General features: G+C 65.0%; 20 protein-coding genes. 12 read left to right on the forward strand and 8 right to left on the reverse strand.

Features of this window, described 5'->3' with window-relative positions; genetic code table 11:
• Positions 1-9: 9 nt before the first annotated feature.
• The 5 genes from hglS (at position 10) to BWQ92_RS06300 (ending at position 6,594) form a co-directional block, all read left to right on the forward strand.
• Positions 10-1,428 (forward strand): 2-oxoadipate dioxygenase/decarboxylase, encoded by a 1,419-nt coding sequence (hglS, locus tag BWQ92_RS06280; protein WP_083706230.1) that lies wholly within the window; start codon positions 10-12, stop codon positions 1,426-1,428.
• Between the two features lie 22 nt (positions 1,429-1,450).
• On the forward strand, positions 1,451-2,989 hold the full coding sequence (gene amaB / locus BWQ92_RS06285; RefSeq protein ID WP_076798777.1) for an L-piperidine-6-carboxylate dehydrogenase: 1,539 nt from the start codon (positions 1,451-1,453) through the stop codon (positions 2,987-2,989).
• Between the two features lie 95 nt (positions 2,990-3,084).
• On the forward strand, positions 3,085-4,434 hold the full coding sequence (locus BWQ92_RS06290) for an FAD-binding oxidoreductase (protein WP_076798778.1): 1,350 nt from the start codon (positions 3,085-3,087) through the stop codon (positions 4,432-4,434).
• A gap of 34 nt (positions 4,435-4,468) precedes the next feature.
• Positions 4,469-5,389, forward strand: coding sequence for a LysR family transcriptional regulator (locus BWQ92_RS06295; RefSeq protein WP_076798779.1), 921 nt, complete (start codon positions 4,469-4,471; stop codon positions 5,387-5,389).
• 32 nt (positions 5,390-5,421) lie between these two features.
• On the forward strand, positions 5,422-6,594 hold the full coding sequence (locus tag BWQ92_RS06300; protein ID WP_076798780.1) for a Glu/Leu/Phe/Val family dehydrogenase: 1,173 nt from the start codon (positions 5,422-5,424) through the stop codon (positions 6,592-6,594).
• Positions 6,595-6,750: 156 nt separating this feature from the next.
• On the opposite strand, the gene BWQ92_RS06305 is transcribed toward BWQ92_RS06300, so the two are convergent.
• On the reverse strand, positions 6,751-7,161 hold the full coding sequence (locus tag BWQ92_RS06305) for a cupin domain-containing protein (protein ID WP_236783121.1): 411 nt from the start codon (positions 7,159-7,161) through the stop codon (positions 6,751-6,753).
• A 423-nt stretch (positions 7,162-7,584) separates the two neighbouring features.
• Between BWQ92_RS06305 and BWQ92_RS06310 the strand changes: the two genes are divergently transcribed.
• Both BWQ92_RS06310 and BWQ92_RS06315 read left to right on the forward strand, forming a co-directional pair.
• The gene (locus BWQ92_RS06310; RefSeq protein WP_236783122.1) at positions 7,585-8,001 is read left to right on the forward strand and encodes an ethanolamine utilization protein; all 417 of its coding nucleotides are present in this window, start codon (positions 7,585-7,587) and stop codon (positions 7,999-8,001) included.
• Between the two features lie 79 nt (positions 8,002-8,080).
• A complete protein-coding gene (locus BWQ92_RS06315; RefSeq protein WP_076798781.1) occupies positions 8,081-8,941 on the forward strand; it encodes an NAD(P)/FAD-dependent oxidoreductase in 861 nt (286 codons plus the stop codon).
• A gap of 97 nt (positions 8,942-9,038) precedes the next feature.
• Here the strand turns inward: BWQ92_RS06315 and BWQ92_RS06320 are convergent, their stop codons facing one another.
• Positions 9,039-9,290: a hypothetical protein gene (locus tag BWQ92_RS06320; protein WP_157365112.1), complete on the reverse strand. Its 252-nt coding sequence runs from the start codon at positions 9,288-9,290 to the stop codon at positions 9,039-9,041.
• On the opposite strand from BWQ92_RS06320, the gene BWQ92_RS06325 reads away from it, so the two are divergent.
• The gene (locus BWQ92_RS06325; RefSeq protein WP_157365113.1) at positions 9,282-9,518 is read left to right on the forward strand and encodes a hypothetical protein; all 237 of its coding nucleotides are present in this window, start codon (positions 9,282-9,284) and stop codon (positions 9,516-9,518) included. The genes BWQ92_RS06320 and BWQ92_RS06325 overlap by 9 nt on opposite strands.
• Positions 9,519-9,721: 203 nt before the next feature.
• Positions 9,722-10,309: a TetR/AcrR family transcriptional regulator gene (locus BWQ92_RS06330; RefSeq protein WP_076798784.1), complete on the forward strand. Its 588-nt coding sequence runs from the start codon at positions 9,722-9,724 to the stop codon at positions 10,307-10,309.
• Positions 10,310-10,337: 28 nt separating this feature from the next.
• Here the strand turns inward: BWQ92_RS06330 and BWQ92_RS06335 are convergent, their stop codons facing one another.
• The 5 genes from BWQ92_RS06335 to BWQ92_RS06355 all read right to left on the reverse strand — a co-directional run bounded on the left by BWQ92_RS06335 (position 10,338) and on the right by BWQ92_RS06355 (position 17,059).
• Entirely contained in the window at positions 10,338-11,549 is a 1,212-nt protein-coding gene (locus tag BWQ92_RS06335) for a hypothetical protein (protein WP_236783123.1), read from the reverse strand.
• Positions 11,546-12,844 carry a lipopolysaccharide biosynthesis protein gene (locus BWQ92_RS06340; protein ID WP_236783124.1) on the reverse strand — a complete coding sequence of 433 codons (1,299 nt, stop codon included), beginning with the start codon at positions 12,842-12,844 and terminating at the stop codon, positions 11,546-11,548. Before BWQ92_RS06340 ends, BWQ92_RS06335 begins: the two co-directional genes overlap by 4 nt.
• Positions 12,841-13,653, reverse strand: a complete 813-nt coding sequence (locus BWQ92_RS06345; protein ID WP_076798785.1) for a glycosyltransferase — start codon at positions 13,651-13,653, stop codon at positions 12,841-12,843. Before BWQ92_RS06345 ends, BWQ92_RS06340 begins: the two co-directional genes overlap by 4 nt.
• Positions 13,654-13,666: 13 nt before the next feature.
• Positions 13,667-14,758 (reverse strand): hypothetical protein, encoded by a 1,092-nt coding sequence (locus BWQ92_RS06350; RefSeq protein WP_076798786.1) that lies wholly within the window; start codon positions 14,756-14,758, stop codon positions 13,667-13,669.
• An 81-nt stretch (positions 14,759-14,839) separates the two neighbouring features.
• Positions 14,840-17,059 carry a CBM96 family carbohydrate-binding protein gene (locus BWQ92_RS06355; protein ID WP_236783125.1) on the reverse strand — a complete coding sequence of 740 codons (2,220 nt, stop codon included), beginning with the start codon at positions 17,057-17,059 and terminating at the stop codon, positions 14,840-14,842.
• A 1,182-nt stretch (positions 17,060-18,241) separates the two neighbouring features.
• Here BWQ92_RS06355 and BWQ92_RS24470 point away from each other — a divergent pair.
• The 3 genes from BWQ92_RS24470 to BWQ92_RS06370 all read left to right on the forward strand — a co-directional run bounded on the left by BWQ92_RS24470 (position 18,242) and on the right by BWQ92_RS06370 (position 19,712).
• Complete coding sequence (locus tag BWQ92_RS24470) at positions 18,242-18,370, forward strand: hypothetical protein (RefSeq protein WP_257787663.1); 129 nt, start codon at positions 18,242-18,244, stop codon at positions 18,368-18,370.
• Positions 18,371-18,372: 2 nt separating this feature from the next.
• Positions 18,373-18,843, forward strand: a complete 471-nt coding sequence (locus tag BWQ92_RS06365) for a hypothetical protein (RefSeq protein WP_076798788.1) — start codon at positions 18,373-18,375, stop codon at positions 18,841-18,843.
• Positions 18,844-19,049: 206 nt separating this feature from the next.
• Entirely contained in the window at positions 19,050-19,712 is a 663-nt protein-coding gene (locus BWQ92_RS06370) for a hypothetical protein (RefSeq protein ID WP_076798789.1), read from the forward strand.
• Between the two features lie 182 nt (positions 19,713-19,894).
• On the opposite strand, the gene BWQ92_RS24205 is transcribed toward BWQ92_RS06370, so the two are convergent.
• Positions 19,895-20,116 carry a hypothetical protein gene (locus tag BWQ92_RS24205; RefSeq protein ID WP_236783126.1) on the reverse strand — a complete coding sequence of 74 codons (222 nt, stop codon included), beginning with the start codon at positions 20,114-20,116 and terminating at the stop codon, positions 19,895-19,897.
• Positions 20,117-20,125 lie beyond the last annotated feature (9 nt).

Consider the following 20,125-nt stretch of genomic DNA (forward strand, 5'->3'; position numbering starts at 1 on the left):
GGAAAGCCCATGCCAACAACAACGAAGCTGCAGCAGTGGGAGCTGAGGGCGGCATTCGCCCTACGCCTCGCAAGCCTCTACGGCGACGAAGTTCCCGCATACAACACGCTGGTGGACGTCTCCCGGGAGGTGAACGAGGATTTCATCCGCAGGAACGGAGAGGACGCCGAGCGCCTGGGCAGCGTTGAGCGGGTCACGGCGGAGCGCCACGGCGCCATCCGCGTCGGCTCGCCCCGGGAACTTTCGCAGGTGTCCCGGATCTTCGCCGCTTTCGGCATGCACCCCGTTGGCTTTTACGATCTCCGGGACGCTTCAAAGAGCTCCGTACCGGTGGTCTCCACCGCATTCCGCCCGGTCGATCCACAGGAACTGGCCAAGAACCCGTTCCGCGTCTTCACCTCAATGCTGGCCCACGACGACCGCCGGTTCTTCGACGAGGAGACGCAGCATCAGCTTGAGCGCTTCGTCGGGGCACGGACGCTGTTCCCCGACGAACTGCTGGACCTTGCCGACAAGAGCGCCGAGGAAGGCGGACTGGACGGGAACGAGGCCGAACGGCTCCTGGAACTGGCCACTTCTTCCTTCAAGCTCTCCCCCACCCCGGTCGACCACGACTGGTACTTCAAGCTGGAGGCCATCTCGGCGGTTGCGGCGGACATCGGCGGCGTTCCCTCCACCCACATCAACCACCTCACTCCCCGCGTGCTGGACATCGACGACCTGTACGCCCGGATGCAGGCCCGCGGGATCACCATGATCGACGAGATCCAGGGTCCTCCCCACTGGGAAGGACCCGACATCCTGCTGCGGCAGACGTCCTTCCGGGCCCTCGCCGAGGAGCGCACCTTCCGCCATGCCGACGGCGGCATCCGCCCAGGATCGCTCCGTGTCCGGTTCGGCGAAGTGGAACAGCGCGGCATTGCCCTAACTGAAAAGGGCAGGAACCTCTACGACCGGATGGTCGCCGAGGTGGACTCGTGGCTTGCCGCCAGCCCCGTCGTGACAAGCCGCGCCGAAATCGCTGAGCAGGTCTGGCGGAAACATCTGCCGGGCACTGAGCAGGAACTGGCCCTTCAGGACCTCGCCTACTTCACTTACCGCCTCGCAAACACCGCCCCCGTTGGCCACACGGTATCCGCGTCCCTCCGCGAACTGGTCGAGGCCGGGATCCTGGTTCCCGAGCCCATTGTCTACGAGGACTTCCTGCCGCGTTCGGCCGCAGGGATCTTCCAGTCGAACCTGACCGATGACGGGTCCCGTGACGACGGGCAGACCGGCACGCCATACGACATCAACCGCCTGTCCGAAGTCCTGGGCCGCCGGATCTTTGACCCCAACGAGCTGTACTCGGCGCAGCGCTCGGAATCACTGGCTCAGGCGCAGCGCACCCTGGGCATCACCATCACCGATATCCCCTCCAACAAGTAATACCAATCCAAAGGAAGCCACCATGACAACCCTTGCCCCCGCACTCCCGGCCACGTCCGAAATCACCGCCGAAGTCCAGAAGAGCCTGCAGTCCATCGGCGTTGATCCAGTTCTGCTGAACGGCCCGCGCGAAACCCGCACGCCCATCACCGGTGAAGTCATCCTTTCCACCGCAGTCCATGACGACGCCGATATCGAGGCAGCCATTTCCACCGCCGCCGAGGCGTTCAAAACCTGGCGCAACGTACCCGCACCCGTCCGCGGCGCCGTCGTCAAACGCTGGGGCCAACTGCTCACCGAACACAAGGAGGACGTTGCGTCCCTCATCACGGCTGAGGTGGGCAAGATCCGTTCCGAAGCCCTCGGCGAGGTGCAGGAAATGATCGACATCGCGGACCTCGCCGTGGGCCAGTCCCGCCAGCTGTACGGCAAGACCATGCCCTCGGAGCGTCCCGGACACCGGCTGGCCGAGACGTGGCACCCGCTGGGCGTAGTCGGGATCATTTCCGCCTTCAACTTCCCCGTGGCAGTCTTCGCCTGGAACGCCGCCCTGGCACTCGTAGCCGGGGACACCCTGGTGTGGAAGCCGGCCGATGCCACCCACCTCTCTGCCCTCGCCGTCGACACCCTCCTTGCCCGCGCGGTCAAGGACGTGGGCGCGCCTGCCGGCATCCACCACCTGCTGCTGACCGACCGCACCGGTGGCCAGAAACTCGTTGAGGACCCGCGCATCGCGCTCGTGTCCGCTACCGGATCCGTCCGCATGGGCCAGGAGATCGCCCCCACCATCGCCCGCCGGTTCGGCCGCGCACTGCTGGAACTCGGCGGCAACAACGGCGCCATCGTCGCGCCCTCTGCCGACCTGGACCTGGCCCTGCGCGGAATCGTGTTTGCCGCGGCCGGGACGGCTGGGCAGCGCTGCACCTCGCTGCGCCGGCTCTTTGTGCACTCTTCGATCGCCGACGCCCTCATTCCCCGGATCGTGGAGGCCTACCGCACGTTGAACATCGGCAGCCCCACCCAGGAGGGAACCCTGGTTGGACCGCTGATCAACGCCGGCAGCTTCAAGGCGCAGCAGGATGCTTTGACCCAGGCCGTCGCTGAAGGCGGCGAGATCGTCCAGGGCGGCAACCGCGTGCTGGCGGACGAACACCCGGAGGCCTTTTACGTGGAACCGGCTGTCGTGCGCATGCCGGCCCAGACCGCCGTCGTCCATGACGAAACCTTCGCCCCCATCCTGTACGTCATGACGTACGAAAGCCTCGAGGAGGTCATCGAGGTCCACAATGCCGTCCCGCAGGGCCTGTCCTCGGCCATCTTCACCCAGGACCAGACCGAAGCTGAGCTGTTCCTCTCGGCCAGCGGGTCGGACTGCGGCATCGCCAACGTAAACATCGGCACGTCGGGCGCGGAGATCGGCGGCGCCTTTGGCGGCGAAAAGGAAACCGGCGGCGGCCGCGAATCGGGCTCGGATTCGTGGAAGGCCTACATGCGGCAGGCCACCAACACGATTAACTTCTCCGGACAGCTCCCGCTCGCTCAGGGTGTCGAGTTCATCTGAGGACCAGACGTGCAGGCGGCGGGCCTACCGCCGCCTGCACACTCCGACCACCCGCAAAGCCTTGGCACTCCAGCACACAGTAAAGGACACCACCAGTGACACCAACCCAGGAGCTCCGCCACCACCTCGGTTCCCAGGTGCTGACCGCTCCGGCCGACCTTGTCCGCTACAGCAGTGACGCCTCACGGGCCGTTCCGGAAGGGACGCCTGCAGCAGTACTGGCAGCGCGTTCCACCCTGGATGTCGTTGCCGGTGTCCGCTGGGCCGCCCGGCACCGTACTCCCGTTTCTGTGCGGGGCGCCGGGACCGGACTGGCGGGCGGAGCCGTGGCCTACGAAGGCGGGCTGGTGATTTCCCTTGCCCGGATGGACGCCATCCACAGCATCGATCCGGACAACCGCCTCGCCGAGGTCCAGGCAGGAGTGGTTACAGCGGACCTTGACGCCGCTGCCGCCGAATATGGCCTGATGTACGCACCGGATCCGGCGAGCTACCGTCAGTCCACCATCGGGGGCAACATCGCCACCAACGCCGGTGGCCTGAGGTGCGTGAAGTACGGCGTTACTACGGACAGCGTCGCGGGGCTGGAGGTGGTCCTGGCCAACGGAGATGTTATCTCCACAGGTGCCCGGACCCGGAAGAATGTGGCCGGATACGACCTCACGAGCCTTTTCGTCGGCTCCGAGGGGACATTGGGAATTGTCACCGGCGCGACCCTGCGCCTGGTTCCCCGTCCAGCAGGCAAGGCGGTAACGTTCCGGGCCACCTTTCCCACGGCCGCCTCAGCCGGCCAAGCAGTTTCCGCCATCATGGGCAGTTCTGTGGTTCCCGACGTCATGGAACTGATGGACCGGGCCAGTGTCCGGATCGTTGAGCAGTTTCATCCGACGGGCCTGTCCACGGATGGCGCCGCCATCCTGGTCGGGCAGTTTGTTTCGCCGTCGTCGGAAGCGGATGCAGCCGTGGCGGCCGCCCTATGCACTCGGGCCGGTGCCACCGCCGTCGAACAGGCCGACGGCGACGTCCTGCTGGAGGCCCGCCGCGTCTCCGGCAAGGCCCTCGATGCGCGCGGGCTCCGGGCGTCGTGCGACGTCGCCGTCCCCATCTCCCGGCTGGCCGACATGTTCGTTGCGCTGGAACAGATCGGGGCCGCCAACAACGTGGAAATTCCGACGTTCGCCCATGCCGGGGATGGAAACCTGCACCCGTCCGTGGTGATCGCAGACGAATCCGTCGAGGCGTATGCGGAGGCGGAGCGCATCCTTGACCTGATCACGGACCAGGCGATCGTGCTTGGCGGCACCATCAGCGGCGAGCATGGCATCGGCTCCCTGAAGGTGGGTTTGCTCGGCAAGCAGCTGGACCCGGAGACTCTTGCGGCGCACCGCCTGGTCAAGTCCGCTTTCGACCCCCTGGGAATCCTCACCCCGGGCCGGGGCATCTGACGGCAGACCTGATAGATCCCTGGCTGACAAACAAATGATTAATGCCCTTCATCTGCGGACTTTCATCGTGGTGCTGAGGACCGGATCGTTCGCTGAGGCTGCACGCTCGCTTGGCTACACCGGTTCCGCGGTCTCGCAGCAAATGTCCTGCCTGGAGCGATCAGTGAAGATGACGCTCTTCGAACGCGATGCCCACGGCATCCGGCCCACGCCCTCAGCGGGGTTCCTTGCCGAACGCGCACAGGATGTCCTTACCGCCTTTGCCGCCTTTGAGGATGAGGTGAAGGCGATGTCTGAAGGGAACTTCGGGCACGTCCGGCTCGGCAGCTTTCCCACAGCCAGCCAGCAGCTTCTTCCGTCGTCGCTCTCCAATTTCGCGCGCACGCATGGCGGGATTCGCGTAGACCTGGACGAAGGCGAGCCGGACGTACTCGTACCACTGTTGCTGGACCGGGACCTGGACCTGGCGGTGGTGTACCACTACGACCTGGTGCCCCGGAAATGGCCAAAGGCACTCCAGGCCGAGCCGCTGCTGCACGAGGAACTGGTCCTGCTGCTGCCGCCCGGCCACCGATTTGCCGGTTCTGAGATTTCCCTCGCCGACCTGGAAAAGGAAACGTGGGTGGCCACGGGAGAACGGACCTCCGGCGCCCTATCCCTGCGCCGTGCCTGCGCAGGGGCCGGATTCGAGCCGGAGGTGCACTACCGGAGCGATGACTACGACGTCATCCGGAGGTTTGTCAGCACCGGCCTGGGTGTGGCGCTCGTCCCCGCGCTGGGGCACGTCCGGGGGTCGGTCGCCTCCGCAACCATCGTTGACCTTTCCGTTCGCAGGCACGTGGTGGCCCTGCATGGGCCCAGCGCGTCGAACCCCGCCGTCGAGGGGGCATTAGCGGCTCTCAGAAATGCCAGCACTGAGACCGCCCAGCGCCTGCACGGCGTCCATATTGCCTGAACCATCACCCCTTTTAGAACAGGAGCACCGAAATGGCCGACAGCACCTTCTCACTCTTTGACGAGTGGGGACCTGAAAAAATTGTGGTCGTCTCCGACCGGAAGACCGGAATGCGGGGGGTCCTCGTCATCGACAACACCGCACGGGGAACCGGCAAGGGCGGCACCCGCATGGGCCCCAACCTCACGGTGCAGGAAGTGGCCCGGCTGGCCCGCACCATGACCTGGAAGTGGGCGGCGGTGGACCTGTTCCATGGGGGTGCCAAAGCAGGCATCCTGGGAGATCCCGGTGATCCGAACAAGGAAGCCATCCTGCGGGCCTTTGCCAGGGCCCTGTCCAACGAGGTCCCGGCAGAATATGTCTTCGGCCTCGACATGGGCCTGGCGGAGGAGGACGCAGCGGTCTTCCTCGATGAGCTCGGGGACAGGGGCGCCTCCACCGGCTTGCCGCGGGCATTGGGCGGGCTCCCCTACGACCAGCTCGGCGTGACCGGATACGGTGTAGCGGAAGCGGCCGAAGCAGCGGCACAGAACCGCGGCATCAGCCTTCAGGGCGCCAGTGTTTCGATCCAGGGCTTCGGCGCGGTGGGCCAGGCAGCCGCAACCCGCCTCGGTGAGCTGGGCGCCGTCGTGGTTGCGGTTTCCACCGCCAGTGGGGCCGTACACGACCCCAGCGGCCTGGACATCGCCAAGCTCGTAGAACTTCGCGCGGCCACAGGCGACGCATGTGTTCAGCACTACGGCGCCGTGCTTCCCGCCGGCGCTGCCCTGGACGTGGACGCGGATGTCCTCATTCCCGCCGCGCGCGAAGACACCATCGATGACGTCGTCGCAGCCAGCACCAATGCCAAACTGATCGTGGAAGGCGCCAACCTTCCTACTTCCCCCACGTCCCGCAAAATCCTGCACGAACGCGGAATTACGGTGGTCCCCGACTTTATCGCCAACGCCGGGGGCATCGTGGCAGCAGCGCACTCCATGGCCGCACGCTACTCCCCGTTCGTTGTGGACCCGGCCGATATCTTCACGATGATCTCGGACAAGCTCAGGGCCAACACCGCAGCCGTCCTCGACGAGAGCTGCCGCGCCGGCCTCACTCCACACGAAGCGGCCTACAGGCTGGCCGAGCAGCGCGTTCTTGAAGCCATGAAGCTTCGCCGCCAGGTACCCCAGCCGGTCACCGAGACGATCGAAGTTCTGGTCTGATCGGGGCTGCGTGCACGCTGGGCACGCAGGGAACGAACGATAGTTCGTCAGAAATTCTGGGCGGAAGCGCTGCGGCGCTTCCGCCCAGCGTCGTTCCCCGACGTTTGCCCCAGCTTATTGTTCATTTCCGCTACAGCTCGCGGCGGGGTATCTCCCTCAGATTTCGAAGTACCGGAAGGAGTGCGACTCTGCACCTTCCGGGTTCGGGCCGTACGTGGTGACCATCCGGGCGTAGACGGGCGCCCAGTACCGCCCCAGTTGTCCTGAATTAACACGCGCCGCGTCGCCCGGCTTGAGGATGACCGTCTTGCCTTCACTCTGGATGTGGAGTTCGCCTTCCAGGACGAAGTTCGTCTCGGTGTGGGGATGAAAGTCCTCCCAGCCACACGCCTCCAGCTCCCACTCCGAGAGGATGAACTCGCTCCACCGGCCTACAGGCTTGGAGTTGATGAACCTGCAGCGCAACCGCGGCCATTCGTCCTTCATAGGTGTCATGGACTCCGCCGGCCAGAAATCGATATTTTCATCGGCGGCTGTTGTCTGGAACTGAGGGGTGGTTGTTGTCATTGTCTTTTACCCGTTTCTCGAATGGTAAATGCTGCTATTGCGAAGGCCTCGGGGAATCTCGTGCGGCCGGATCCAGATGCTCTGAGCCAGCGTGTTGTCCAACACTGTGACATGGACGCTCGTCTCAGTCAACGGGTGGAAATCGAGTTTCATGTACACGAGAAGTTCTTCTTGGACGGTTGACTAATACATCCGTTCATGTCAGAGTTTCTGCCACGAGCAAACGTGACTGGCATCACACCAGCCGGGTTTGGTTGGCCCTGCAGATCCGGAGAACTCCGGTTTGCAACTGACTCTCGCGGGAGCCCCGATCGGGCTCCCCGGCTGCCTTCGGTGCAGCCCCGCAGGTCCCGTCCGCTTCCAGTTCTGTCAAAGGCGCAGTTCTGGGCTGATCATGCACGCACTATCGATCCAGGAGAGATTATGGAAACCCTCGTAGGAACCCTGAGCAAGGCCGGATCCATCCACAAGGTCGTTGGCGGTTACACCGGTCTGCCGTCGATGAACGAGCCCGGCACGGTCGCTGCGATTGGCGACTCCCTGCACAACCCGGAAGGCTCGGTCATGAGCGCCGGCTTCTTCGAGCTGAAGGCCTCCGAACCCCTGGTGTACACCTACACCTACGACGAGATGAAGGTCGTCATCGCCGGTGAGTTCATCCTCACCGACGAAACCACCGGCGAAGTCACCCACGCCAGGGAGCGCGACGTGCTGTTCTTCCCGAAAGGGCACGACCGTCAGGTTCGAGACCCCCGACTACGGCCTCGGCTTCTTCACCGGCGACCGCACCTTCCCCGCCTGATCCCCCGGGCAGCATCCCCACCCCGCCCAGCGCGTTAGCGCGTCCCCATACCGTCGCGGATCCGCGACCGGAGATCCGGATCCGTGACCGAAATTTTCATTGGAATTGGAGAGCAAGATGACACTGCGAGTAGGAATCATTGGTGCCGGCCCCAGCGGCCTGGCCCAGCTGCGCGCCTTTGAATCAGCACGCCAGAAAGGCGCCGCCATCCCCGAGATCAAGTGCTTCGAAAAACAGGACGACTGGGGCGGGCAGTGGAACAACAGCTGGCGGATCGGCCTGGACGGCCACGGCGAACCGGTCCACTCCAGCATGTACCGCCATCTGTGGTCCAACGGCCCCAAGGAATGCCTCGAGTTCGCCGACTACTCCTTCGACGAACACTTCGGCCGGCCCATTTCCTCCTTCCCGCCGCGGGAGGTCCTCTTCGACTACATCAAGGGCCGGGTCGAAAAATCCGACGTCCGCCAGTACGTGCAGGTTCAACACCGTCGCCCGCCACACCAGCTACAACGAAACCACCCGGGAATTCACCGTCACCGTCGAAAGGACCTCAAAACCGGGATCACCGAAACCCACGTCTTCGACAAACTCGTCGTCGCCACCGGCCACTTCCACGTCCCCGCCGTCCCCGAATTCAAAGGGCATCAAAACCTTCCCCGGCGAAGTCATGCACGCCCACGACTTCCGCGGCGCCGAACGCTTCTACGGCAAACGCCTCCTCATGATCGGCAGCAGCTACTCCGCCGAGACATCGGCATGCAGGCCCATAAAATGGGCGCCGCCGCCATCACCATGAGCTACCGCAGCAACCCCATGGGCTACCACTGGCCCGACACCACCGTGGAGCGCCCTCGTCACCACTTCCAGGCAGCACCGCCCACTTCAGCGACGGCACCCACGACGACTTCGACGCCGTCGTGCTCTGCACCGGCTACCAGCACAAATACCCCTTCCTGCCCAGCGAACTCTCCCTGACATCCGCCGAACGTGCTCTACCCGGGCAACCTCTACAAAGGGCGTGGTCTGGCAGCAAGAACACCAACCTGTTCTACCTCGGCGCGCAGGACCAGTACTACACCTTCAACATGTTCGACGCCCAGGCCTGGTTCGCCCGCGACGTCATGACCGGCGTCATCGACCTGCCCTCCATCACCGAACGCGACACCGACATCCGGCACTGGCTCGACCGCCAGGCCGCCTCCCCGACCACGACGCCGAAGCCGACTTCCAAACCGACTACCTGCGCGAACTCATCAACGCCACCGACTACCCGCCCTTCGACCTGGACGCCGTCTCCCAGCTCTTCAAAGACTGGATGCGCCACAAACACGAGAACATCCTCGGCTACCGCGACATGACCCACCGCTCCGTCATCACCGGGACCATGGCCACCCCACACCACACCCGCTGGCTCAACGCCATGGACGACTCCCTCGAACGCTACCTCCACGGCACCAGCCAGGACATCAACACCGGCCAGGACATCAACACCGGCCAGGACATCGACACCGACACCCCCGAGGACCTCACCGATACCTTGGCCGCAAGGTAATTCGCGCAAACCCGGCCCACGGCCCCGCCCCGCGGTCCCACTGGACCGTGGGGCGTCCGTGCGACTTCTGGACGCCACCATCAGCAACAGGGACAACCGTTCGAGTCAATAGTTCATGAATGGTGCGCGATGTTTATCCAGGCAATAGTCTTAGGACAAGGCCCTCACCGGGGGCCTGATGCCGGGAGACGAGAGAGTGAGCTATGCGGGTACCCGCAGAGGAACGCAAAGAACAGCTAATCGCAGCCACCGTTGAACTGATGCGGCGCGAAGGCGTCCAGTCAGTAACCGTCCGGGCCATCGCCAAAGAAGCCAACGCGCCCCTGGCCACCGCACACTACTGCTTCAGCGGCAAAGACGAAATCATGGACGCCGCCGCCGAAGCCTGGCTCAAAAACCTCAGCAGCTTCTCCGGCGACATCCACTTCGAACTCGGCCTCCGCAAAGCCGTCGAACAAGTCGCCGAAGGCTACTGGCGGGCACTGGAAGAAGAACCCGCCAGCCTCCTCGCCGAAATCGAACTCATCCTCTGGGCCACCCGCAACGCCCCCGCCAGCCCCCTCGCCGCCAAAATCTACCCCGCCTACGAAACAGAACTCGGCAACATCTTCTCCACCGCAGCCGAAAGCAACCGCGAAAAAAGCCTCATAGACTTCCCCACCCTCGCCCGGTCCTTCCTCATGATCTACGACGGCGCAGCCATCCAATACCTCACCAACCCCAAAGCCACCGACCACCGCACCATGTTCTTCACACTCGTCGACGCACTCCTGACCAAAGCCGGCGTCTAACTTTTATCTTTCCCGGAGGAAAGCCGGGTTAGGAACGGTCGGTGGAGTCGTGGTCCGCACCGGCGAACTCACCGGCCCGGCCACCCTCCGGACGCCAATAGCGGAGCCCGCCGCTGGTGGTGCCGTCGCAGGCGACATCGACCCTGACGTACGGAAACACCCCACGGTCCGATTGGTCAGGTCCGCGGCCGCGGACATCGGAACACCACGTGCCGGTATTGGCATACCGGGTGGCGCACGCCTCGAGCGCCCCCTCAAGGGCCCGGTGGGTGTGGCCTGAGACGTACCAGGCCACCCCGGCACCGTGCGCCTCGAGGGTCCGTGCGAACCGGCCAGCGGCAGCAGGAGCGTCCTCACGGGCGATCGTGCGCCCGGCGGCCGCGAGCAGCATGCGAGTTGCGGCGACGGGGAGGGCCGACAGCGTCCGGAACCGGGAAAGGTGCGCCAAGTCCCGAACTGCCACCACGTCAAGCGCGAGCCGCAGAGACTCGGCCTGCAACAGCTGAGTGTAGGCGAACTGCCGGACGCGGCGTTCCGCCCGCTCGGATGCGAGGCAGGCACGGAGAACGGCCCCGGCACGGCTCAGGGGCGACCTCGTAGGATCGGCGTTCCAGGCGGCCAGCGGTGGCAGGTCCAACTCGTCGGTGCCGTTGACGGCCACGCGGAGCACCTCGGGTATCCGGTGCAGTGCGTGATGCTGGTGTCCGTGCTCGGCCACGAGTACGTGGGGCACGTGCAGGAACCAGGGGTAAACCCTGACCCGCGTTGGCTCCGCGGGCGACAACAGCTCCGACAGGAGGGCGGCAACCGAGGGCCGGGCCAGCTCGGCGTCGTGGTTTCCGCACACGAAGTGCAGTTGCACGCCGCGGGAGGTGCACTCCTGGAGCGCCTGGAACGTGTCGCTGTGGCGGGTGAGGATGGACTCCAGCCGGGTTAGGCTTTCTTCTTCGGCGATCCCGACCAGCTCGAACGTGTCACCGACGAAGACGACATGCTGCTGCGCACCGGACGCAGCGAGCACCTCGCGGCACAGGAAATCGGGCAGCACCTTGCCGGGCCACCGGATATCGTCGTCGGACATGCCCAGGTGGAGATCGCTGACGAGCCACCAATGCCCGGCGCCTTCCACGCGAGCAGTTCCGGAACGCGAAGATGGAAGAGGCGCAGCTCCATCATCCACATGCCGGCCACGGCCCTGCGGCTTGTCGAACGGGGCGGGAGCCTCTGTTGCGCTGCTCATCGCGACTCCTGCTTAACACGCTTGAGAATGGCAACCAGCCGGAGGCCCGCCACCGCGGCCCCGATGGAGAGCACCACCAGCCACGCGAGGGCCATGGCGGTTGCGCCCCTGTCGGCGGCCATCAGCGATGAGGCGCAAAGGGCGACTCCCAGCGTTACGCCGACCAGGGTCGCCTCCGCGTAGCGGTCACAGGCCCGGCAGGCGGCGTTGTAAGCCTGCAGCACCGCGTACGGCACGAGCCCCGCGGCCAACCACCGCAGCGCGTCCGCGGACGAGTCGGCGTACCGCTCCCCCAGCAGGCTGAGCAGCGGGTGGGCTAGGAGGATGAGGACGGCAGCAGCCAGACCTCCCACGGTCAGCGACCACCGAAGGCTCGCCCAGGTGGTCGACGCGAGGCGGCCCGCGTCGCGGACCCCTTCGGAGAACTGGACGATGCCCATCAGCGTCGGAGCGGTGTAGACGGCCCAGGCCATCATCCACGCGGGGTACCAGTAGGCAGCGGCCTCCGGCGACACGATGTGGGCGAGCAGGAGCGGCAGCACCAGCCCGGGGGCTCGCTCGGTGAGGGTGAGGAGCTGGTGCGGAATGCCCAGCGCCAGCAGCGGGCGGCCGCGCGCCAAGCGCAGGGACGGCCGCGGCCGGTAGCCGACGAGTCGTCGGAGCTGGACCGCTCCGACGACGCATGCCACGGCCGTCCCGAGGGTCCAGCATGCCAGCAGCACGTCGGCGGAGGCGCCGTGCGCCCACCAGGCCACGAGCCCTGCAGCCGCGAGGGAGACCCCGCCGCCCCATGCATACCTCGAGGTGGCGCTGGCACCGCGTCCCAATGCTACGAGCGCCTGGTCCAGCACGATGACCAGAGTGCCGGCGACGGCAGCCACGAGGAACGTGAGCCAGAAGAGAACCGAAGCCGAGGCCGTGTCCGGCATCACCGCAGACTGGAGAACGAGGTAGCCGAGGGCCAGCACTGTTCCGGCTACGCCCACGATGGCGAATGCCGCGTCCAGCACCCGTGCGGGCGGCTCCCCTCGGCCAACCGAGACGATCACGGCAGACCCGGCTCCCAGTACCGCCAGCTGCGTGCAGATCATCACTGCCGAGACCGCGGCCGTGGTGAGACCGACCTCACGGTCAGACGTCGCGCGCGCAACAACGATCCAGAAGGCAAAACCAGCGCCCGTCTGGGCAGCCTTGGCCACGACGAGGCCGAGCGAGCTGCGCAGGGCGGAGTGCCGGACGATCGAGGCGTCCTTGACGGCGGTCCCCCGCTTAGCCCTCGCGACCTTAGCCCTCACGACGCAATGCCCCTGGTCACGCCCACGTAGTTGTACCAGCAGAAGGCAGCGTAATAGCGCAACCACCGGGGCTGGCCCGCGACCAGGCTCAAGGCGCTGCCCCGGACTGCCGCGGCGGCGGGCAGCAGCGCCAACCTCGCACCGCGCCAGCCGTGTTTGCGGATCATCCGCCCCAGTCCCGTTCCGTCCATGAGGAACTGATCGAGTGCGAAGTCAAAGTCATCGGCGGCGAAACGGTGTTCAACGAGGACCCGGCGTGACACTCCTGTTCGCAGCCCGGACTGCCGCATCCGCCAACGCAGTTCAATGTCCTCCCCCGACTTGAACGAGTCGTCAAAACCCAGGCCCAGCATCAGGTCCCGGTCGACGAGCGTCGCCACCAGGCCGAACCAGTTGCGGCTACGGCCGGTCCGATGATGATGTGCCAGCGCCTGCCCCCAATAGCCTGGGCCAGCGACACTCTCCAGACCGGCTTGGAGGGCGTCGTAACGGCCCTCGACCATCTCGGTAAGCAGGTCGGCCACCCCCGTGGTCCCAAACACGACGTCGGCGTCGACGAGGAGGACCCAAGGGGTACTGCTGCTCCGCACGCCGAGCGTTCGAGCCCACGGCAGGCCGCGGCCCTCGTCACTCAGGACCCGGGCACCAGCCGCCAGGGCGATGTCGACGGTGCGGTCGGTCGACAATCCGTCCACCACGATGATCTCAGCGACACCCGATTGCCGCAGGGCCTCAAGACAGCGTGGGAGCAGGTCCTCCGCGTTCCGGGCCGGAACGACGGCGGTGACATCGGCAGGGCTGTTACCCATCGTGTCCCACCCCTTATTCCTGCTCATCGAGGACCGACGGCAGCAGTTGCTCAAGATGCCGGACGATGTCGTCCGACGCCTCGTCCGCTGTGTACTCGGAAGGCACCTGCAGGAGGTGGCAGGGCCGTCCGTCGAGGGCCTTGCTTAGCACGAGCCCCTTAGCCGCGAAGTGCTCCCGCCACGGGACCACGGACGTGGCCGCCAGGCCGGTCACGACCCGCTGTGAGAAGCCCGCCATCTCGATGTGGAAGTTGCCGAGCATGCGGTCGACCATCCAGTCGCTCGTCCGCTCGACGATCCGGGTCCGGGTGCCCTCGAAGCGCTCCACGTAGATGGCGGCCGCGAGCGGGGCCGAGGTGGTCACTTTCCGTCCCGGGAACGCCGCCGCCGGGGCGACCATGCGGTGCTCCGGTGACCATCGCCGGGAGAAGTCAGCGAGGCGCGGATAACGGATGACGTACGGGTGCACCACTGTGGTGAGACGGCCTACGCTTCCTGAGAGCCGCGACGGGATGAGGGGCTTCCGGACACCTTCAAACAGGTGCGGGTAGATGGCCCGGTGGTGCGGCTTGATGAACATTGGTTTCGCGTAGCCGAGCAGGGTGGCGTCCTCGGCGAGGAAGGCCCAGTCGTCGCCCATGAGCGACCACCCTTCGCGCCGCATCAGCTTGGCGACGGTGCTCGTCTTGCCGGTCCCCCCAGCGGCGGGAAGCGCGATCGCGTGACCCCGGTACGCCATCGTGGCCGCGTGGATCATGGCGGCTCCTCGACCCACCATGGCGGAGTCGAGAACAGGGACCACAGAGGTCAACAGCTCGCCCGGCCCGTGAATGCGCCACTGTTCTCCGTCCCTTACCACCTGGACGTGTTCGGCTTGGAATCGCACGCTGTTGCCCGTGTAGGCGAGCTCGTGCTCGACCAGGCCTGCATCCGGCATCGGCTCCGGCCGGTCATCAACGACGATGTTGGCCGGCCCTTCGGCGTCAGTGGCGAAACAAGCCAACATGGTCTGGAGCTGGGTTGCTGCCGGCGCCTTTGCGTCGACGCGGATCGTGACGCGGCCGTGGATGTCGAAGTGCAGTGCCTTGGTCTGCCCGGTGTGCATGGTCGTCCTCTGTCTGGGTGGTTGGTCGGGTGGGATGGTGTTGCTGGTGCGGATCGTGTCGGCCGTGTTGACGGCGGCCGCCTACTGCCCCAGTGTGAGCACCAGTTTGGGTGCCGCAGTGCTTCCGACCTCCCTCGAGTTGAGGTCCAGGCCATCGCTGCTGCTGGAGTTCAAGCCAAGGGAGAGCTGTTGTCCGAGTTCGCCGCCCACTGCGCTGGCTGTCAGCGAAATGTTGTAGGTGGTGTTGGTCGTTGTCGGGCCGAGTGTCCCAATGCTGGTGGTGCCGAGCGCCGGATTGTTGCCGTCCGTGATCCCGGTTTCGGTCCAGTTGTCATCGGCGACCACTCTCACGTTCTGCGTACCCGTGGACCCGCTCCCGGCACTGCGCAGCTGCAGCGTCGCACCCTGCAGCGTCCTTCCCGCATATGGGGTCAGGTCGAACTTTAGGTAGGTGGCCTCGACCGGGCTGTTGTCCACGCCCAGCAGGGTGTTCGTGCCAAAGTTCGTCGTCGGCGACGCGCTGGTCACGTAGCTGTCGGCGGTGGCCGTCAGCGTGACCGTCTGCGGTGTCGTACCGCCGCCGCCCGCGGCAGCCGTGGTGAACTGCCAGGTCTTGTCCGCCGCCATTGCGTTACCGGCAGCATCCTTCACCCCGCTGGCACCGCCCTTGATGGTCGCCGTGTAGGTCGTGCTCGCGGCCAGGTCGGCAGTGGGGTTCAGCGTCGCGACCCCGCCACTGTAGGACACAGCGCCTGCCACTGTCCCGGCCGCTGACGTCAGGGTGAACGTGGACGTGCTGACCGTCGTGGAGTTCATCGCCTCGGAGAACGTTCCCGTCACATTCGCCGTCGCCGCTACGCCAGCCTGACCGGTAGTCGGAGACGTGGCCGACACCGTCGGAGCCGTGGTATCCGCCGTGCCGCCGCCGGCGCCGCCGGTGGGGTCGTAGTAGTGCCAGTAGCGGCTGGTGGCGTTGACGTCGGCGAGCAGCAGCAGGCCGCTGTTGGCGGTGCCCCGTGCGGTGCTGTTGAGGTTCTGCTTGGTCGAGGTCACGTTGTGGACGTACTGGTCGGCGTCCACGATCCGGGCCGTTTTCGTGGTGGTGAAGCTGATGTTGTCCAGGGGCGTGGACTTCTCATAGATCGCACCTCCCGAGCTGGTGCAGACCCCGGCGTTCGTCGTGCCGGACGGTTTGGGGTAGGTGGCGAAGGTCCGGACCCTCTGCGCGCTCTCATCGATCATCACGATCACCCGGTTCGGGCACTCGGCCACGGTCGCGATCGTGGTCGCGGACCACGCCGTGCCGTTGAACGCCAACAGCTGGATCAGCGGCTGGGATGCCGAGGTGAACGAGGTCTTGATCGCGGCGAACACCCGGCTGCTGGAGGAGTCCAGCCACTTCAGGTTCATATGGTCATCACCGGTGCGCTGGCCCTTGACCGCCGCAACCGGCGTAGTCCAGGAGGTATTGCCCGCTCCATCCACGTGCGAGCTCCAGTACATGCCGTCACTGGCGTCCCCGACCTGCCGGCTCCACATCAGGCCCATCTTGCCGGGCCCGAAGGCGATCAGCGCCGAGTTGTCATCCACCGACACGTTGGCCAGCGACGCAGGATGGGCGAACGGGGTCCCCCAGGTCGCGCCGTTGGTGCCGGTGACGTTCAGATAGATCCGGTTGCCCTGCTGCCACGTGGCCCACAGCCGCCCGGTCGAGTCCTTATCGATCGACAGGGTCTCCACCCGGTGGTTGTTGATGTTGGACGAACCCAGCAGCGTGTACGTCTTGGCGCTGGAGTTGTAGCTGTACCGGCGCATCGTCGACGGGAAATTCGGCTCGGCCGGCAGGCCGTCATTGACGAACCGGTAACTGGCCACATACAACGTCGACCCGTCCCACAACACGTCATGATGGGTGTTCGCACGGGTATCCGTCGCGACCTCCGTATCCACCCACGAACTCGTCGCGGCATTGAACCGGAAGATATGAAAATCCGAGCTCGCGGTATCCCACAGGTTCCCCCACCACAACCCGTCATTGAACCACAACGCATTCGTCTGCCGCTTCGTACCCGTCGGCGTGCCCGTCCCCGAATGCGACAAACCCTCCACCCCAACATCACCCGGAGCAGCCGACGCCGGCCCCGGCACCACCACCAGAGCACCCAGCGCAACCAGCACAGCGGCGAGCAGAGCCTGAATCCGCAGATTCCTGCGACCTCTGCCGCGCCCGCCCACATGCAAAAGGTAGTCCAGGGTCGTTGATCTCCGGCGTTGACCGTCGGCCTGCATAGGGATGCTCACTAGCCTCACCACTCTTACTGGAGTTGTCTGCCTATGCCAGTTCCGAGCAACTTTCCCGGTTGGGTACGAGAAATCGAAGCGCCTGCTGCCGTCCTGGCTCCTTGCCTGCACTCCCCCTCGGAACATGGTCGGCTGGACAACTTGTGAAAAGCTTGGTGTTTTCTTGAGCGGGCCCCCAGTTTTTGGGTTGAAGAGGCACCAAAAACTTCATGCACGACGCCGGACCGCACCTTAGCGCTTAGGTGCTGGCCGCCGTCGTACACGGCAATGCGGATGGCGAGCCCGTCCGTTAGGTGATCTCCGCACATGCTGGTTTCGGCTGAGCGGTTACTACATGGGTGTCCGGATCGTGCGTCAGGGCCGGCCTGCCGGCCACAATCGCTGTAGCACGCTCCCACGGCCGGTCTTCAAGCAGGAAGGGTATTTCCTGTTCTTCCCACTCCCTGTGCAGCTCTTCTTCTTCCTGGCCATCCCGCGCCAGGAGTCGACGTCGGGCTTCAAGGTTGTCGCACTGCACCCAGATCGACGCGTCGACCAGGTCGGAGAGCGCTTGGCGTGATGATCCGCTCCCTTCCACCCACACCACGGACCGCCCGGCGGGCAGAGCTATGGCACCTGGACGTTCCCGGGCCACCCAACCCGGCGGACGGTAATGGACTGCCTCGCCCCGGAGCAGGGGTTCGAGGACACCGTCACGGAGTTCATCCGCCCAATCAAAAAAGGAGAGGTGCCACGCTACATCGTCCGTGTGAACGACATCTGACTCCGGCACGCGAGCGAGTAGGCGATCGACCAGAGTGGTCTTGCCTGACCCGCTCCTTCCATCTACCGCTACAATCCAGGGTCGCTTGGGCCGCTGTCCTGCTGCCGGCAGTAACCGCTGCACCAAGCTTTCCAGTGGCTCGGCTTGCCAGGGCCCCGCATCGGGTTCGCCGACATCCGGTTTCATATCCATGGTTGTCTCGACTCCGATCGCCAGTCCCGCCCAAAGCTGTCTGGTATGAAGTCTCAAGAGTTGCCGTGGTTAGCGCAAGCTCTTTTCGGGGGCAAGACACCTCGGCTGTTCGCTAGTGTGAAGTCTACGTAAGCCACAGGTACCGGTATTCACCGGGACCTGAAGTTGCATCGTGCTGGGGGCGCGCCGCCTTCGCGCGCCTCATCCCAGAAGGAAAACTTGCATCAGTGAACTGCGTTGCCGTCATCATGACCATTCCCGCCAGCCTGGCCCCGCTGTCCCTGCTCTTCGGGATGGCGGCGTTCATCATCTCCATTCCCGGCGAGCCGGGATACGCTGCCCCCGGAGGGTACTGACAGTGGTGTTTTACAGCGAGCAGGAGCGGCGGAATGATGCCGTGTACGCCGAGCACAAGAGGGCCCTCGCAGCCGGTGAGAAGCGGGTCCTCCGGACCACCAGCGCAGGTGAACTGCACAGCTACCCAGGCGATGAGATCGGCTTCACTCCCGGCCGCGGTCAGGCGCAAGTCAGCACTTGGTGGGGCATGGGCATCCTCATGCTCGTATCGGGGACCATCCTGCTCGCCTCCGTGTGGCTGTTCCTGCATCCTCTATGGGAGGGCAAGCCCCCAGAGTGGGGTGCCCTGTGGCTCATCGGCATTTCCGGGTTCTTCACGCCCTACGCGTTCATCCTCGCCCGCAACGAATACCGCGCCACCCAGCTACGTAAGCGGCGGGGTTCCCCAAAGCCGGGCACTTCCGGCGCGGTCGACATCAACCTCTTGGAGCTGGGCCAGGAACACCCCGACCAGCCAGGCACGTCACGATAGGAACGACGTTCAGCCAGCACAGCCAGTTCTTCCCCACTGACCAGTCCATGGACCACCAATCGTGGCGTGCCCATGGAATGTTTCCACACTTGTCCGGTCCCGGCGATGGGCACAACTACCCTGTCCCGGAGTTCCTGGATCGTCCTTCCCAGGTGATTTACTGACCTGACCGTACACGTTCATTTGGGGGATAAGAATGAAGGGCATTGCTGCGTCGTTTCTGCTCGTTCCGCTGCTGCTCACCGGTTGCGTCGTCCCCCTACGAAGGGGCTGGCGCTGCCACCACAGCAACGGCGGCCACCAACGGCTATGCCCGCCTGGATGAGGCCGGGATCGCACAAATCAAGGCGTCCAAATCCGCCCGGCTGGACATGACCTCCGGACAGCTCACCAAAGAAAGCGTCGGCCTTGAGAGCGGTACAAGCCAGGCACCGGACGTCCTGATGCGCGACGGCATGATGGAGCTGATTATCGAAGGGCCAACGGGTACCGTCCGTGCCCACACGGACCGGCTGCGGTTCAATGGCATGAACAACGGGCCCGATTTCAGCCAGGTCACATACTTCCTCACGGCAAGGTCATTGGAGGACTTCACCGCCCTCCTCCGTGACGGCGTGGACCGCTACGGCATTCCAGGTGAATCAGCAGAACGCTGGATCGAGTCCATCTCCAGCCGACCAGAGGACAAAGGCGACTTCGCCCTGGAACCTGGCACATCGACAGGGCTCGACGTCATTTACGACCTCCGTTACGACGGCACCAAAGACGTCCAGGTCATCATTGTGCACGTAACCCGACTCACCGGGAGTGATCCGAAGCTCCAGCAGGCTCAGACTCGCACGGTCACACACCTCTTCGAGGACGAGTGAATTTCACCTGGTATCCGATTCAATGGTCTCGCCATACGGGACGTCGCGGTGCAGCTCCAAGGTGAAGTCACGGGGGGGCCTCAGGTTTGCGGATAAGTCCTTGGAGATCCGGCTGGGGGTGCTCCGCGCCTGGGTCTTGAGCACCCCCCGTAACCGCGGTCTCCCCTCGCGGCGCGTTAGGACTAGACGCCCGGCAGGGCTGCTTCAGAATCTTTGGAGGGGTCTGTGACAGGATCCCGTCGCACCTTGTTTCCCCGGACGTAGCCCACGATTCCCAGGGCGAGGATGCTGGCGAGTGTACCGAGGGCGAATGCTTCAAAGGTGACTTGCGAGACGCCCCAGGTTTCCTCGAAGTCGTAGTCGAGGCCGAACAGCATCTCCAGTGTTCCGGGGAAGATCGCCACCCATGATCC

Source organism: Arthrobacter sp. QXT-31 (assembly GCF_001969265.1).
GTDB lineage: Bacteria > Actinomycetota > Actinomycetes > Actinomycetales > Micrococcaceae > Arthrobacter.

Excerpts from the sequence above, each read along its gene's own strand:
- hglS (WP_083706230.1), top strand. The coding sequence starts at position 10 with ATGCCAACAACAACGAAGCTGCAGCAGTGGGAGCTGAGGGCGGCATTC.
- amaB (WP_076798777.1), top strand. The coding sequence starts at position 1,451 with ATGACAACCCTTGCCCCCGCACTCCCGGCCACGTCCGAAATCACCGCC.
- BWQ92_RS06295 (WP_076798779.1), top strand. The coding sequence starts at position 4,469 with ATGATTAATGCCCTTCATCTGCGGACTTTCATCGTGGTGCTGAGGACC.
- BWQ92_RS06300 (WP_076798780.1), top strand. The coding sequence starts at position 5,422 with ATGGCCGACAGCACCTTCTCACTCTTTGACGAGTGGGGACCTGAAAAA.
- BWQ92_RS06305 (WP_236783121.1), bottom strand. The coding sequence starts at position 7,161 with ATGACAACAACCACCCCTCAGTTCCAGACAACAGCCGCCGATGAAAAT.
- BWQ92_RS06310 (WP_236783122.1), top strand. The coding sequence starts at position 7,585 with ATGGAAACCCTCGTAGGAACCCTGAGCAAGGCCGGATCCATCCACAAG.
- BWQ92_RS06315 (WP_076798781.1), top strand. The coding sequence starts at position 8,081 with ATGACACTGCGAGTAGGAATCATTGGTGCCGGCCCCAGCGGCCTGGCC.
- BWQ92_RS06325 (WP_157365113.1), top strand. The coding sequence starts at position 9,282 with ATGCGCCACAAACACGAGAACATCCTCGGCTACCGCGACATGACCCAC.
- BWQ92_RS06330 (WP_076798784.1), top strand. The coding sequence starts at position 9,722 with ATGCGGGTACCCGCAGAGGAACGCAAAGAACAGCTAATCGCAGCCACC.
- BWQ92_RS06335 (WP_236783123.1), bottom strand. The coding sequence starts at position 11,549 with ATGAGCAGCGCAACAGAGGCTCCCGCCCCGTTCGACAAGCCGCAGGGC.
- BWQ92_RS06345 (WP_076798785.1), bottom strand. The coding sequence starts at position 13,653 with ATGGGTAACAGCCCTGCCGATGTCACCGCCGTCGTTCCGGCCCGGAAC.
- BWQ92_RS06350 (WP_076798786.1), bottom strand. The coding sequence starts at position 14,758 with ATGCACACCGGGCAGACCAAGGCACTGCACTTCGACATCCACGGCCGC.